The organism is Collinsella aerofaciens (genome assembly GCF_902501475.1).
Classification (GTDB): domain Bacteria; phylum Actinomycetota; class Coriobacteriia; order Coriobacteriales; family Coriobacteriaceae; genus Collinsella; species Collinsella aerofaciens_AL.
Map to the genome: position 1 here is coordinate 24,061 of NZ_CABWIF010000007.1, position 14,379 is coordinate 38,439.

Annotated in this window: 10 protein-coding genes; 7 read left to right on the plus strand and 3 right to left on the minus strand. The window is 58.5% G+C overall.

The genetic code is table 11. The features are described from left to right. Positions 1-263: 263 nt before the first annotated feature. From GDJ93_RS02175 to GDJ93_RS02185, 3 genes are read right to left on the minus strand one after another with little or no spacing between them, the layout of a single operon-like run. On the minus strand, positions 264-2,120 hold the full coding sequence (locus tag GDJ93_RS02175) for an ABC transporter ATP-binding protein (protein WP_152067589.1): 1,857 nt from the start codon (positions 2,118-2,120) through the stop codon (positions 264-266). Further along, positions 2,120-4,486 (minus strand): ABC transporter ATP-binding protein, encoded by a 2,367-nt coding sequence (locus tag GDJ93_RS02180; RefSeq protein WP_152067590.1) that lies wholly within the window; start codon positions 4,484-4,486, stop codon positions 2,120-2,122. Before GDJ93_RS02180 ends, GDJ93_RS02175 begins: the two co-directional genes overlap by 1 nt. Then, positions 4,483-4,932 (minus strand): MarR family winged helix-turn-helix transcriptional regulator, encoded by a 450-nt coding sequence (locus tag GDJ93_RS02185; RefSeq protein WP_050766108.1) that lies wholly within the window; start codon positions 4,930-4,932, stop codon positions 4,483-4,485. The genes GDJ93_RS02180 and GDJ93_RS02185 overlap by 4 nt, the downstream gene beginning before the upstream one ends. 252 nt (positions 4,933-5,184) lie before the next feature. Here GDJ93_RS02185 and GDJ93_RS02190 point away from each other — a divergent pair, with 252 nt between their 5' ends. The 7 genes from GDJ93_RS02190 to GDJ93_RS02220 all read left to right on the plus strand — a co-directional run bounded on the left by GDJ93_RS02190 (position 5,185) and on the right by GDJ93_RS02220 (position 14,295). Next, on the plus strand, positions 5,185-5,934 hold the full coding sequence (locus GDJ93_RS02190; protein WP_152067591.1) for an SDR family NAD(P)-dependent oxidoreductase: 750 nt from the start codon (positions 5,185-5,187) through the stop codon (positions 5,932-5,934). Between the two features lie 108 nt (positions 5,935-6,042). Next, positions 6,043-7,062, plus strand: coding sequence for a 2-keto-3-deoxygluconate permease (locus GDJ93_RS02195; RefSeq protein WP_226812422.1), 1,020 nt, complete (start codon positions 6,043-6,045; stop codon positions 7,060-7,062). A gap of 466 nt (positions 7,063-7,528) precedes the next feature. Beyond that, the gene (gene pflB / locus GDJ93_RS02200) at positions 7,529-9,580 is read left to right on the plus strand and encodes a formate C-acetyltransferase (RefSeq protein WP_022093918.1); all 2,052 of its coding nucleotides are present in this window, start codon (positions 7,529-7,531) and stop codon (positions 9,578-9,580) included. 85 nt (positions 9,581-9,665) lie between these two features. Next, on the plus strand, positions 9,666-9,917 hold the full coding sequence (gene grcA3 / locus GDJ93_RS02205) for an autonomous glycyl radical cofactor GrcA3 (RefSeq protein WP_117746636.1): 252 nt from the start codon (positions 9,666-9,668) through the stop codon (positions 9,915-9,917). Positions 9,918-10,220: 303 nt separating this feature from the next. Then, complete coding sequence (locus GDJ93_RS02210; RefSeq protein ID WP_225093894.1) at positions 10,221-11,231, plus strand: LacI family DNA-binding transcriptional regulator; 1,011 nt, start codon at positions 10,221-10,223, stop codon at positions 11,229-11,231. Between the two features lie 184 nt (positions 11,232-11,415). Beyond that, positions 11,416-12,798 (plus strand): family 43 glycosylhydrolase, encoded by a 1,383-nt coding sequence (locus GDJ93_RS02215; protein WP_117743236.1) that lies wholly within the window; start codon positions 11,416-11,418, stop codon positions 12,796-12,798. A 45-nt stretch (positions 12,799-12,843) separates the two neighbouring features. After that, positions 12,844-14,295: a PTS transporter subunit EIIC gene (locus GDJ93_RS02220; protein ID WP_152067593.1), complete on the plus strand. Its 1,452-nt coding sequence runs from the start codon at positions 12,844-12,846 to the stop codon at positions 14,293-14,295. Positions 14,296-14,379: the final 84 nt, after the last annotated feature.

Genomic DNA, 14,379 nt, shown 5'->3' on the forward strand with positions numbered 1-14,379 from the left:
AACGTTGGCAGACGGAAGCCTGCTAACGGGCGTTTTGATTAATTTGAAGGCGTATAGAGGCCGCAAAGAGGTCGTTTGAGGCGGTTTTGGCTGTTACTAAAAAGGTGACAGTACTCATATTTGTCCTTTTTTGCCCACGGGGTCTGGAAAGCGCCGTCAATCAGGTCCCAGGGGAGGCGGTTCGAGGGCCGTGGAACAAAAACGGGGGCGCAGGTTGTCCTGCGCCCCCGTTCTCGGGCGTTATTCGTTCACTGCGGCAGAATTTACGCCGCCTCGTCGAACTGCGAGTTGTACAGATCGGCGTAGAAGCCGCCCTGGGCGAGCAACTCGTCGTGCGTGCCCTTCTCGACGATATCTCCGTCGCGGATTACTAGGATCACGTCGGCGTTGCGGATCGTGGACAGGCGGTGCGCGATGACAAAGCTGGTACGGCCCTGCATCAGTGCATCCATGGCACGCTGAATAAGCTCCTCGGTACGAGTGTCGACGTTGGAGGTCGCCTCGTCCAAAATCAGCGCCGGGCGGTCGGCCAAAATGGCGCGGGCAATGGTCACGAGTTGGCGCTGACCCTGCGACAGGTTGGTGCCCTCCTCGTTGATCATAAAGTCGTAGCCGCCGGCGAGCGTATGGATAAAGTGATCGCAGCGTGCGGCACGTGCAGCGGCTTCGACCTCGGCATCGCTCGCATCGGGGCGTCCGTAACGGATGTTCTCGCGGATGGTACCGTTAAACAGCCAGGTGTCCTGCAGCACCATGGCAAACTCGCCGCGCAGCGCCGCGCGGTCCCAGTCGCGCACGTCGACGCCCTCGACGCGCAGCGAACCGCCGTCCACATCGTAGAAGCGCTGCAGCAGCTTAATGAGCGTGGTCTTGCCGGCGCCGGTGGGGCCGACGATGGCGATGGTCTGGCCGGGCTGCGCCTCGCAGCTAAAGTCGTGGATGATGGTCTTGTCGGGCGTGTAGCCAAACTTGACATGGTCAAACTCCACGTGGCCGGGGCGCTTCTCGGGAATCTGCGCGTCGGCCTTCTGCTCCTCTTCGGGCGCGGCCAGGAACTCAAACACACGCTCGGTGGCAGCTGCCATCGACTGCATCGTGTTGCTCACGTTGCCCAGCTGCTGCACCGGCTGCGTAAAGTTGCGCACGTACTGGATAAAGCTCTGGATGTCGCCGGGCGTGGCATTGCCGGTCAGTGCGAGCTGTGCGCCCACTACGACAACGCCCACGTAACCCATGTTGCCCACCAGACTCATAAGCGGCATCATCAGGCCCGACAGGAACTGCGAACGCCAGCCACTAATAAACAGGCGGTCGTTTTGACGGTCGAACTCCTCGATTGAGGCCTCGGCGCGGTCGAACACCTGAATGACATTCTGGCCGGCAAAGTCCTCCTCGATAATGCCGTTGACGGCGCCCAGGACTTGCTGCTGCTCTCGGAAGTACGGCTGCGAGAAGTGAATCATCACGGTCAGGATAATCGCGGCTGCCGGCAGCGTGAGCACGGTGACGCCGGTGAGCGGCAGGCTGATCGAGAGCATCATGATGAGCACGCCGATAATCTGCGTGACCGACGTGATGAGCTGCGTCACGCTCTGGTTGAGCGACTGGCCGAGCGTATCGACGTCGTTGGTGATGCGGCTGAGCACGTCGCCCTTGCTGTGGCCGTTGAAGTAGCTCATCGGTACGACGGCGATCTTGGCGGCGATCTCCTTGCGCATGCGGTAGCAGATCTTTTGCGTGACGCCGGTCATGAGCCAGCCCTGGATGAGGCTGCAGGCAGAGCTCGCCAGATACAGACAGAGCAAAAAGCCGAGCGTCTTGGCGATCCAGGCAAAGTCGACATCGCCGGTACCGTTGACCTTGGCAACCAGGCCCTCGAACAGTTTGGTGGTAACCTGGCCGAGCACCTTGGGCCCCACAATGTTAAAGATGACCGAGCACACTGCAAAGGCGACGGCGGCAAACACGGCAATCTTGTGCTGGCCGATATAGCCGAGCAGCTGCCTCATGGTGCCCTTAAAGTCCTTGGCCTTTTCGCCACGGCGCATGCCACCCATGCGGCCCATGGGACCACGCTGGCGGGTGGGCTTGGGAATCTGAGTCTTGGTCTCGTCTGCCATTAGCGCTCGCCTTCTTCCATGACGGCTGCAATTTCTTCTTGGGTAAGCCCCAGCTCCTCGGCGGAAAGCTGCGACTGTGCGATCTCCAGGTACGCCGGGCAGCTGCGCAGCAGCTCCTCGTGCGTGCCGGCGCCCACTACGTGGCCGTCGTCGAGCACGATGATCTGGTCGGCGTGCATGATGGTCGCGATGCGCTGGGCCACGACCACGAGTGCGGCGTCGGTAACGTTTTTGGCCAGCTCCTCGCGCAGGCGCGCGTCGGTCTTGTAGTCGAGGGCGCTAAACGAGTCATCGAACACCACGACCTCGGGCTTTTTGGCCAATGCACGGGCGATGGCCAGACGCTGGCGCTGACCACCCGAAACATTGGAGCCGCCCTGGCTGATGGGGGAGTCGTAACCGCCCTCACGCTCGGCGATAAAGTCCTCGGCCTGTGCGATGCGCGCGGCCTGGCGCATGTCATCATCGCTCACCATGTCGCCGGCAAACTTGAGGTTGCTCTCGACGGTGCCCGAGAACAGACGCCCCTGCTGCGGGATGTAACCAATGCGGCGGCGAAGCTCGGAAAGGGTCATGTCGCGCACATCGATGCCGTCGAGTGAAATGCTGCCGCCCGTGACGTCGTACAGGCGTGGGATGAGCTGCACGAGCGTAGACTTGCCCGAACCCGTGGAGCCAATGATGCCGAGCATCTGGCCGGCATGCGTGGTGAAGTTCACGCCGCTGATGACGTCGGCGCGGGCATCGGGATACTGGAAGCTCACGTCGCGGAAGGTGAGCTCGCCGCGCGGCGCGCTGGCCGCGGGCAGTTTGGGCGAGACGGGGTCGTTGATGCTCGTGGGGCAAGTGATGACCTCTTCCACGCGCTCGGCTGCGACCTCGGCACGGGGCAGGATGACCGAAACCATGGTGAGGATCATAAACGCCATGACGATCTGCATGGTGTAGGAGATAAACGCCATCATGTTGCCGACCTGCATCACGCCGTCGGACACGCCCTGCGCGCCAAACCAGACGATAAGCACGGTGATGCAGTTCATGACGAGCATCATGAGCGGCATCATAAAGCTCATGGCGCGGTTGGTGTAGAGCTGCGTGGTCATTAGGTCGAGCGAAGCCTTGTCAAAGCGCTCGAGCTCATGTTCCTCGCGGTTGAACGAGCGGATGGGCATAAGGCCGTCGAGCAGCTCGCGGGCGGTAAGGTTCACGCGGTCAACAAAGCTTTGCATCTTTTTGAACTTGGGCATGGTGAGGCCCATAAGCACGCCGACGACGGCCGAGACCGCGATGATGGCAACGGCGATGGTCCACTCCAGGCCGGTATGGTTGGCCAGGACGCGCATGACGGCGACGATGCCCATGACGGGGGCCATCAGACACATGCGGATAAACAGGGTTGCGGCCATCTGGATCTGCTGAATGTCGTTGGTGCAGCGGGTGATGAGCGAGGCCTGGCTAAACTTGCCCACCTCGGCCGGCGAGAAGTGCATAACCTTGTTGAAGGTCTCGCGGCGCAGGTCGCGGGCGATGGAGCAGGCGGTGCGCGAAGCCACGGCACCGGTCAGGATGGTGGCGACGAGCGACACCAGACACAGGCCGAACATCGTGGTCGCCATGCGGCTCAGGTAGGCGTTCTGCACGTCGGCGGGGTCGATGCCCTGTGCCTTGTACTCGTCCTGTACATAGCTCACGGCGCGCTGGGTGACGATGGAGCCCGACATGGAGCCCATTTTGTCCGCCATTTGGTTGGCGCCCTCGACGAGCTTGTCCTGGTCGATTAGGCCGCCTTCAACGCCCAGACGCAGGCTCTTCATAGTGATCTTACCGCCGTCGGCATCAATCTGCTTTTGCATGTTCTGCGCCGCCGCGGCCTTCTGCTGCATCTCGGCGAGCTGCTCGGGCGTCATCGCTGCCATTTGCTCGGGGGTGGGCATGGCCTGGGCAGCGTTGTCGTCTTTCTCGCTGGACGAGCCCATCATGTCGCCCATGGAGTTGGCGTCGATGCCCTGGTTGAGCGAAAGGACAACAGTCTCGGGCAGGCTCATAATGTCGGCAATCTTGCCTCCATCGGCACGCTCTTCCTCGGTGCCCTCGTACGTTCGAATGTCGTTTTTGTCAGCCTTGCTAAACACGGCCTCCACAGCCTTGGCGTCCTTGGCGCTCATAAAGAGTTCGAGGTCGTCGAGCGATTCGGCGCGGATGGTGTCGGGTACGGGCGACGCGATGCCGCCTTGCTGCACACCCACGTCGACGATGTCGCTCATATAGGTAGGCAGCGCCAGATCGGCGTTGCAGCTGATTACGATAAGTACGATAGCTGCGAACAGTGCCAGGATATGTTTTTTAAAGAGCTTGAGAATCCTCACTCGGCATCTCTCCTTTCTTGATTGCGGTCGATAATTTCGTTGGCACGTCTAAGAAGGCGCACCATCTCTTGGGTATCTGTTTCGCCAAGCTGCTCGAGGAAGGCCGCGGTGCGGTCCTCGAATTCCCGACGTTTGATTTCGATAACCTGGAATCCTTTGTCGGTCACCGTGACGTGTACGCGACGACGGTCGGTCTTTGAGTGCTCGCGCTCGACCCAGCCCTTGGCCTCGAGGGCGCGCAGGATATTGGCGATGCGGGCGCTCGAGACCCAGGCGCGATCAGCGAGTTCGCTCGGCGTGAGCGAGCCGCCGGCGCGCATGAGGGCGCGCATGACGGCCATCTCGCCACCCAGAGCCTGGTCGGCAAAGCGCGAAACGCGCTGGTGCATGCTGCCAAACTCGGTAAAGAGCTGACGCCCAAGCTCATGGAAATCGGTATCTTCCACCGAAAACCCCTAACACTAGAAACTATTTTCGGTGGAAGATGATACCCCCATACGCGGGACTCATACAGTAGGCAATATTAAGAGCTCATTAAGACTTAAAATCATTCAATTGCTAAAGCGTTTCAAAGAACTATTATGCCCGCGGTTAGGCGAGGGGTTGTCACCACCATGACGACTGGGACTCATATAATCGCCACGTGCGATGCTCCAACTTCCCGCAAGGAGACACCTTACATAAAGGGGGATGGAGTCATGGCATTTGACTTCACGGGTAAAACCGCGATCGTTACCGGTGGCACTCAGGGCATTGGCCTCGAGATCGCCAAGGGTATCGTTGCGGGCGGCGGACACGTCGCGCTCATCGCAAGGAACGCTGCTAAGGGCGAGGCCGCTGTGGCCGAGCTTGGCGAGGGCAACAAGTTCTATCAGCTCGATGTTGCCGATGCGCTCAAGGCGCGCGAGACCGTCGAGCAGATTTTTACGGACCTGCCGCAAACCAACATCCTGATCAACTGCGCTGGCGTCATCAGCACCAAGAAGTTCGACGAGATCGATGACACCGAGTGGCGCCGCACTATCGATATCAACCTCAACGGTACCTTCACTATGATGAACGCCGTGTACCCGCACTTTAAGGCGGCGCATGCCGGCACTATCGTCAACGTGAGTTCCGTTGCTGGCAAGATCGGCGGCGGCCTGCTTGGCACCGCTGCCTACGCGAGCTCCAAGGCCGGTGTCAACGGCCTTACCAAGGCGGTCGCCAAGGAGGGCGGCAAGTTTGGCGTTCGCTGCAACGCCGTGTGCCCGTCGCTCACGTTGACCGATATGACCTCGATTCTCTCTGACGAGAACTCTCAGCGCATCATCAACGGTATTCCTCTGGGCCGCGCTGCCCAGGCCAGCGAGCCTGCGCAGATGGTGCTGTTCTTCGCTTCCGACCTCGCCAGCTTCGTGAACGGCGAGATCGGTGACTGCGACGGCGGCATCGTCCTGGACGGGTAATACCCCGCGATGATTATTCGGCGACGGCTCCTGCGACTCGGGACCGTCGCCTTCTTTCTGACATAGGCGCGTGCGGCTACGATTCGCATGCATCCAAAGGAGATATATATGAGTGAATCGACTGCGGTGGAGGCGCCGGCGGCAAAGGAGCCGTTCTTTAAGATGTCCTCCATCCCGGGTGCCAATATTTTGGTGCCGCTTTTGTTGGGCTGCCTGCTCAACACGCTGTTCCCTGACCTGTTCAAAACGCTCGGCAGCTTTACGCTTGGCATGACCCAGCAGGGTGCAGGCCCGCTCGTGGGCGCTTTTTTGCTTATCGTCGGTACGACGATTTCGTTTAAGAGTGCTCCTGCCGCCGCTGCCCGCGGTGCCATCATCATCGCCGTCAAGCAAATCGTGGTCGTTGCCGTGTCGCTGCTCATCCTTTATGTGTTCAACGACAACCTGTTTGGCATCTCTGCCATGGTGATGCTGGCGGCTTGCACCGGCGCCAACAACGCTATGTACGCCGGTCTGATGGGCACCATGGGCAATGAGGCCGAGCGTGGCGCCGTCGCCATCACCACGCTGGTTGTCGGCCCTCCGGTCACGATGATCGTGCTCGGCGCTGCCGGTCAGGCTCCGATCGGCTGGTCGCTCGTGGGCGCCATCCTGCCGATCGTCGTCGGCATTATTCTGGGCAACCTCTTCCCGAGCTTTAAGAAGATGATGGCACCGGCACTTTCCGCCATCATCGTGCTCGTCTTCTTTGCCATGGGCTCGACCATGACCTTCGGCCAGCTTATCAATGGCGGTCTTCCCGGCATCGTGCTTGGCGTGATTTGCTCGGTAGTCTTTGCAATTCCCGTTATCGCGGTCGATAAGCTCACGGGCGGTACGGGTGTCGCAGGTGCGGCCATTTCGAGCTGCGCCGGAGCCAATGTGGCCACGCCTGCTGCCATGGCAAGCGTCAACGGGGCCATGTACGGCGGCGCCGTGCTCGCGACGGCTACGGCACAGGTTGCTGCCTGCGCAATCGTGACGGCTATTTTGACCCCGCTGGTCACCAGCTGGTGCTACAAGCATTTTGAGGGCCAGGGCAACGGCGATAGCAAGGCAACGACCGACAAGGCCTCCGCAGCTGCCTAATGCCAAACGGTAATCAAAGCTAAAAACTAGCTACGCCACAGGGCGGCCACGGGGGATCCCGTGGCCGCCCTGCAGTTTCTGTAGGGTCTTTGGGACACTTTACCCTGCTAAAGCTGGCATAACAGCTAGAGCGAACGTCGTACAAAGGCAAGGAAAAATAACATACAAATCGGTGAACGGTAGTTGTTCGCGCTCGCGTTTCCTGCGGATTTGTAAAAAACGCCCTTATGATATAAAAAAAGAAACATATAACAGCCCAGATGGAGAGGGTCGCTATGTTATCCTTCTCAGACGGGTGAAATCTTGGGTTTTGGGTTGTAGTTCCAAGGTGGACAAACGTTTTCCCTGCACCAACGTGTGGTGAAGAACGGAAGAAGCCGGTAGTGCAAGCCGAAAATTCAAGAATTCAATAAGCAGCGGTGTGAGAGAGCGCCGCATTACACGTAACTAGGAGCGTGGTTACACAATGCAGGAGGCATGGGAAGGCTTCAAGGAAGGCATTTGGACGGGAGAGGTTGACGTCCGAGACTTCATCCAGAAGAACTACACCCCCTACGAGGGCGACGAGTCGTTCCTCGCCGGCCCGACCGAGCGTACCAAGGAGCTGTGGGGCGAGGTTCTCGACCTGCTGCTTAAGGAGCGCGAGCAGGGCGGTGTCCTCGATATGGACACCAAGACCGTTACGGGTATCGTGAGCCACCCCGCTGGCTACATCGATAACGCCCACCGCGAGAAGGAGACCATCGTCGGCCTCCAGACCGACAAGCCGCTCAAGCGCGCGCTGCACGTCAACGGCGGTATCCGCATCGCTTGCCAGGCTGCCAGCCAGCACGGCTATAAGGTCGACGAGAACGTTGTCGAGCGCTATACCTTCGAGCGTAAGACCCACAACGCTGGCGTCTTCGATGTCTACACCCCCGAGATGCGTGCTTGCCGCTCGGCTCACATCATCACCGGTCTGCCCGATGGCTATGGCCGCGGCCGTATCATCGGCGACTACCGTCGTGTTGCCCTGTACGGCGTCGACTACCTGATCAAGGACAAGGAGGCCCAGAAGGCTTCCACCCCGACGGTCATGACCGCCGACAACATCCGCGACCGCGAGGAGCTGCAGGAGCAGATCCGCGCCCTCGGCGAGCTCAAGATGATGGCCGAGACCTATGGTTTCGATATTTCCAACCCTGCCACCAACACGCAGGAGGCCATCCAGTGGATGTACTTCGCCTACCTTGCTGCCGTCAAGGAGCAGAACGGCGCCGCTATGTCCATCGGCCGTACCTCTACGTTCATCGACATCTACGCTGAGCGCGACCTTGCCAACGGTACCTTCACCGAGGAGCAGATCCAGGAGTTCGTGGATCACTTCATCATGAAGCTCCGCATGGTCAAGTTTGCCCGTACCCCCGAGTACCAGGCCCTGTTTACCGGCGATCCGCAGTGGGTCACCGAGTCCATCGGCGGCATGGGTGTTGACGGCCGTACGCTCGTTACCAAGATGAGCTACCGCTACCTGCACACGCTCGAGAACATGGGCACCAGCCCCGAGCCCAACATGACCGTTCTGTGGTCGACCCGTCTGCCCGAGAACTTCAAGAAGTTCTGCGCCAAGACTTCTGTCGCCAGCTCCTCGATCCAGTACGAGAACGACGACCTCATGCGCGTCTATCACGGCGACGACTACGGTATCGCCTGCTGCGTGTCCTCCATGCGCATTGGCAAGGAGATGCAGTTCTTCGGCGCTCGCGCCAACCTGGCTAAGTGCCTGCTGTATGCACTCAACGGCGGTGTTGACGAGGTCTCCAAGAAGCAGGTCGGCCCCAAGTACCGCGCCGTCGAGGGCGATACGCTCGATTACGACGACGTTGTGGCCAAGTACAACGACATGATGAAGTGGCTCGCTGGCGTGTACGTCAACTCGCTGAACATCATTCACTACATGCACGACAAGTATTGCTACGAGCGCATCCAGATGGCTCTGCACGACAAGCACGTGCACCGCTGGTTCGCTACGGGCATCGCTGGCCTTTCCGTCGTGGCTGACTCCCTGTCCGCCATCAAGTACGCCAAGGTCCACCCCGTCCGTGACGAGAACGGCATCATCGTCGACTTCGAGACCGAGGGCGATTTCCCCAAGTACGGTAACGACGACGACCGCGTCGACCAGATCGCTCACGACGTTGTGCACCAGTTCATGGAGTACATCCGCATGAACGACACCTACCGCAACTCCGTGCCCACGACCTCGGTTCTGACCATTACTTCCAACGTCGTCTACGGTAAGAAGACCGGCTCCACGCCCGACGGCCGCAAGGCTGGCCAGCCGTTCGCCCCGGGTGCAAACCCCATGCACAAGCGCGATAGCCACGGCGCCATCGCTTCGCTGTCTTCGGTTTCCAAGCTCCCGTTCCGCGATGCTCAGGACGGCATCTCCAACACCTTCTCCATCATCCCGAGTGCGCTCGGCAAGGAGGACCAGGTGTTCTTTGGCGATATTGACCTTGATCAGCTGGGCGAGTAACTATTGTTAGTGCTATACTAACAATAACGATTACTGATTAGTGCGCCGGTTTCGGCCGGCGCCTATTAATCGAAGGAGACACATTATGAAGGTTTCTGAAGTTTCCGAGACCCAGGCCGATAACCTGGTCCACATGCTCGACGCTTACGCCGAGAAGGGTGGCCACCACCTGAACATCAACGTCTTCAACCGTGAGACGCTGCTCGACGCTCAGGCTCACCCCGAGAAGTACCCGCAGCTGACCATCCGCGTTTCCGGCTATGCCGTGAACTTCCACACGCTCACCAAGGAGCAGCAGGACGAGGTCATTGCGCGTACCTTCCACAACAAGTTCTAAAGGGTTCAACTCCTGTAGGATTACTGGGGCCGGTTTTGGGTTATTTCCCAAAACGTCCTCGGACATGCAAAGAGGCTCCGCTGCGCGCGTTGCGCGGCGGAGCCTCTTTGCGTCCTGCGGGATGTTTTGGGAAATAACCCAAAACCGGCCATGTGGGGTCCTTTGGAGTCACCCTTTAGGCGGAACTCTCCTAATTATTTGGATGAGTCGTTTACTTACTTGTACTGTTACCGTCTTCCCGCTCTTGTTGGGGTATGCTTTGTTCGTATGTAAACGTATGACATGTTGATGGGGGAGGGTGCTATGGCTCGCGAGAGTGCTCGTTCTAAGGATACGGCTAAGCCTGGCATCAAGGAAGTTGCAGCGGTGGCGGGGGTTTCGCCTACTACGGTATCTCGCGTGCTTAATAATCGCGGCTATATTAGCCAAGAGACCCGCGATAAGGTCCATGCCGCGATGAAGCGCATCAACTATACGCCCAACGATATCGCCCGTGCCATGCTCAACGGTCGCCTGAATCTTATCGGTATGATCGTCCCCTATGTCAGCAGTCCGTTTCATGCCCAAGTGGTTCAAGTCATTGAGCATACCCTGGCCGAAAACGGTTTTAAGATGCTGCTGTGCAATAGCGCCAATCGACCCGAGCTTGAGCGCTCTTATATCGACATGCTTCGACGCAATATGGTTGATGGCGTCATCGTCAACTCGCTTAATATCGGTGCCGAGGCGTATGCCGAGATGGGTTTGAGTCTGGTTGGTATCGACTGCGACCTTGGCGAAGCCTCTGTTCAGATTGCGAGCGACAGCTATAGCATCGGCGAACTTGCCACGCGTCGCCTGATCGATGACGGATGTTCACGCATCCTGTGCCTGCGCAGCAATAGCCGCATGCGCATGCCTGCCAATAAGCGTACCGATGCCTACCTCGATGTTGTTGAGCAGGCCGGTTTGCCCGCGCTTGTCCGTGAGGTTGAGTTCGTTAAGCCCGACGACGAAAAGAGCGCGGTCGTTGCGAAGATCCTCGATGAGAACCCCGATATTGACGGCATCTTTGCGGGAGACGACACGATGGCGGCTATCTGTCTTAACGTGATGAAGCAGCGCGGCTTGAGCGCTCCGGGCGATATTAAGGTCGTGGGCGCGGATGGTGCCCGCCGCACTATGACGTTTATGCCTGACTTAACAACCGTACGCCAAGATATCGATCGCATCGGAGAGCTCGCGGCGCAATCCATCATTGCTCTTATTAACGGCGAAAAGCCCGAATCGAATATCAAGCTCCCCGTTGAACTCATTGAGGGTAAAACCGCGTAGTTCATCCCGTGCCAAAAGAATTCCTCAAACACCTCTGATGACCGTTCGCCGGCATATGTCAACCGTTTGCCGACGACTGGAACTGCGAAAAGACGTATTGGTGTGAAAACGTTTGACATATGAAAACGATTGACATATCTTGCAGTTGTACCGAGTTAGTATCTCGTGAGAAAGGAAGTCTCGGATGCACAAGGTGTATTACCAGCCTGAGGGAATTTGGGTAGGCGACATCATGCCGTACGGCGAGGACGGCACGTTCTATCTCTATCATCAGCGTGACACGCGAAACCCCGGACCTTTCGGAGAGCCGTTTGGCTGGGCACTCGCGACAACCAAGGACTTCGTCAATTACAAAGACTTTGGCGAGAGCCTTGAGCGTGGCGGCGACGAGGAAGTCGACCAGTATGTTTATGCCGGCACGGTGTTTAAGGTGGGCGACAAGTACCATGCGCTCTACACTGGTTGCAATCGCGATAAGGTCAAGGCACGCTTGATGAAGCAGGTTCTTCTTCACGCAACGAGTGACGACGCCGTCAAGTGGGAGAAGAACATCGCCGAGACGCTGCTTCCGCCCCAGGAGGGTTACGATGACCGCAACTGGCGCGATCCCTTTGTGCTTTGGGATGAGGAGAACGAAGAGTACATGCTCATCCTCGGCACGCGTGTGGGCGAGGACAAGCGTCTGATGACCGGTCGTCTGGTCAAGTTCACCTCCAAGGACCTGGATACCTGGGAGTTCCAGGGCGACTGGTGGAATCCGGGCCTGTACACCATGTTCGAGATGCCTGATCTCTTTAAGATGGGCGACTGGTGGTATCTGGTGTTCTCCGAGTACAGTGATGGCAACAAGACCCGTTACCGCATGTCTCGCTCTATCAACGGTCCTTGGATCACTCCTGCGGACGATTCCTTCGATGGCCGCGCGTACTATGCCGCGCGTACCGCATTTGATGGCGAGCGCCGCGTTCTCTTTGGTTGGGTTCCTACGCGTGACGAGGGCGGTGACCCCAGCTCTTACCTGTGGGGTGGCACCTTTATGCCTCTCGAGATCGTTCAGCGTGCTGACGGAACGCTCGGCACCAAGCTCCCCGACAGCATGCTTGGCGCCTTTGGCGAGGCTAAGGCAGTCGAGGCCTTTGAGCTTTCCTGCGAGTCGGGCAAGGTCGAGCAGGTGCTCGCCGCGGATGCCGGTTCCACCTATATGCTCGATGCCGACATCGAGCTCGCCGGTGACGCTGCCGGCTTCTCGGTGAAGCTTGCCGAGGACGCCGAGTCCGGTCTTGCCTATGAGTTCCGCGCCAACCTGCGTGAGGGCAAGCTCGAGTTTACGGCGGCCCCCCAGTATCCGTGGTTCCAGGTCAACAACATGGGCCTCGAGCGTCCGTTGTTCTTTAAGGGCGAGGGCACTCATCATGTGCGCCTGGTCGTTGACGACGATATCGCGACCATCTTTGTCGATGATGTTGCGCTTAACGCGCGCTTCTGCAATAAGCAGGGCCAGGGTGTGGCGCTGACGGTCACCGACGGTACGCTCAAGTGCGCAAATGCAACGATCGCGTCTCTGTAATGGCATCAAAACGTCTTATGATTTCGTAAAGGAATGGAGAGGAACATGGACTACAAAGTAGCGTCTCAGCAAGTCGTCGATAACGTCGGCGGTCTGGAGAACATCGAGGGCGCCACGCATTGCGTTACGCGTCTGCGTCTGGTGCTCAAGGATACGAGCAAGTACAACAAGGCCGAGCTCGAGAACATCGATGGCGTCAAGGGCGTGCTGTACAACAGCGGCCAGCTCATGATCATCTTCGGTACCGGTACCGTCAACAAGGTCTACGATGAGTTTATGGCTCTGACGGGCGTTAAGGAGATCAGCGCTTCCGAGGTCAAGGGCGCCGAGGCGGACAAGAAGGGCAAGTTCTTCTCGGTCCTCAAGGTATTTTCGGACATCTTTATCCCCATCATTCCCGCTTTCGTCGGCGCTGCTATCATCATCGGCCTTAAGTCGCTGATCGTTGCCAACGGCCTCTTTGGCATGGAGGGCAGCCTCGCCGATCACAGCGAGTTCCTCAAGAACCTCGCAAGCTTCTTTGCCATTATCGCCACCACGTTCGACTACCTGCCTGTCCTGGTTATGTACAGCGCGGTGAAGCGTTTTGGCGGTAACCCGATTCTGGGCATCCTCGTCGGTATCGTCATGGTTCACCCGAGCCTTATGAACCGCAACACGTTCGTTATGGACCCGACGGGTGCTGAGTACTGGAACTTCGGTCCGCTCTCCATTCCCATGGTTGCTTTCCAGGGCGGCGTGTTCCCTGCAATCCTGACTGCCTGGTTTATGGCCAAGGTCGAAAAGATTGCCCAGAAGTACATCCCCGAGGTCGTTTCGTTCGTCTTTGTCCCGACCGTTACCCTGATTCTTGCTAACGTCGCTCTGTTCACCGTGTTCGGCCCGCTCGGCAACCTGATCGGCGACGTCCTCGCCGGCGTAATCGATATCCTGTACAACAGGATGGGCGTCTTCGGTGCCTTTGTCTTTGCCGCATTCCTGCAGCCGCTCGTCGTTACCGGTACGCATCAGTTCATCCAGGGTATCGAGGCAAACCTCGTTGCCACGACTGGCTTCAACTACATCCAGGCCATCTGGTCGGTTTCCATCATCGCCCAGGGCGGCGGCGCCATCGGCATGTACCTCATTCACAAGAAGCATTCCAAAGAGCGCAACATCTGCATGTCGTCCTTTATCCCGACGCTGGTCGGTATCTCCGAGCCCGCAATCTTTGCTGCAAACATGCGCTACTCGATTATCCCGTTCATCTGCGCTTGTATCGGTGCAGGCTGCGGTGGTGCCTTCGTGAAGCTCTTTGAGGTGCGCGCCATCGGTCAGGGTCTGACCGGCGTGCTTGGCCTGCTCATCGTCACGCCCGAGACGCTCGTGTGGTATGTGGCTGGCAATCTCATCGCCTTCATCGTGCCGATCGTCTTGATCTTTGCCTACAACAAGGCAAAGGGCGTGCCGACCACCGATGAAGAGGGCACTGGCGCGGGCTTCGACGTTAGCTTCTAGTTGAGCCGTTCAGCGTAATGTGCGGATAAGTCCATTTGGGGAAGGGCGTTCGGCTCGTGTGAGTCGAGCGTCCTTTCCCATAGA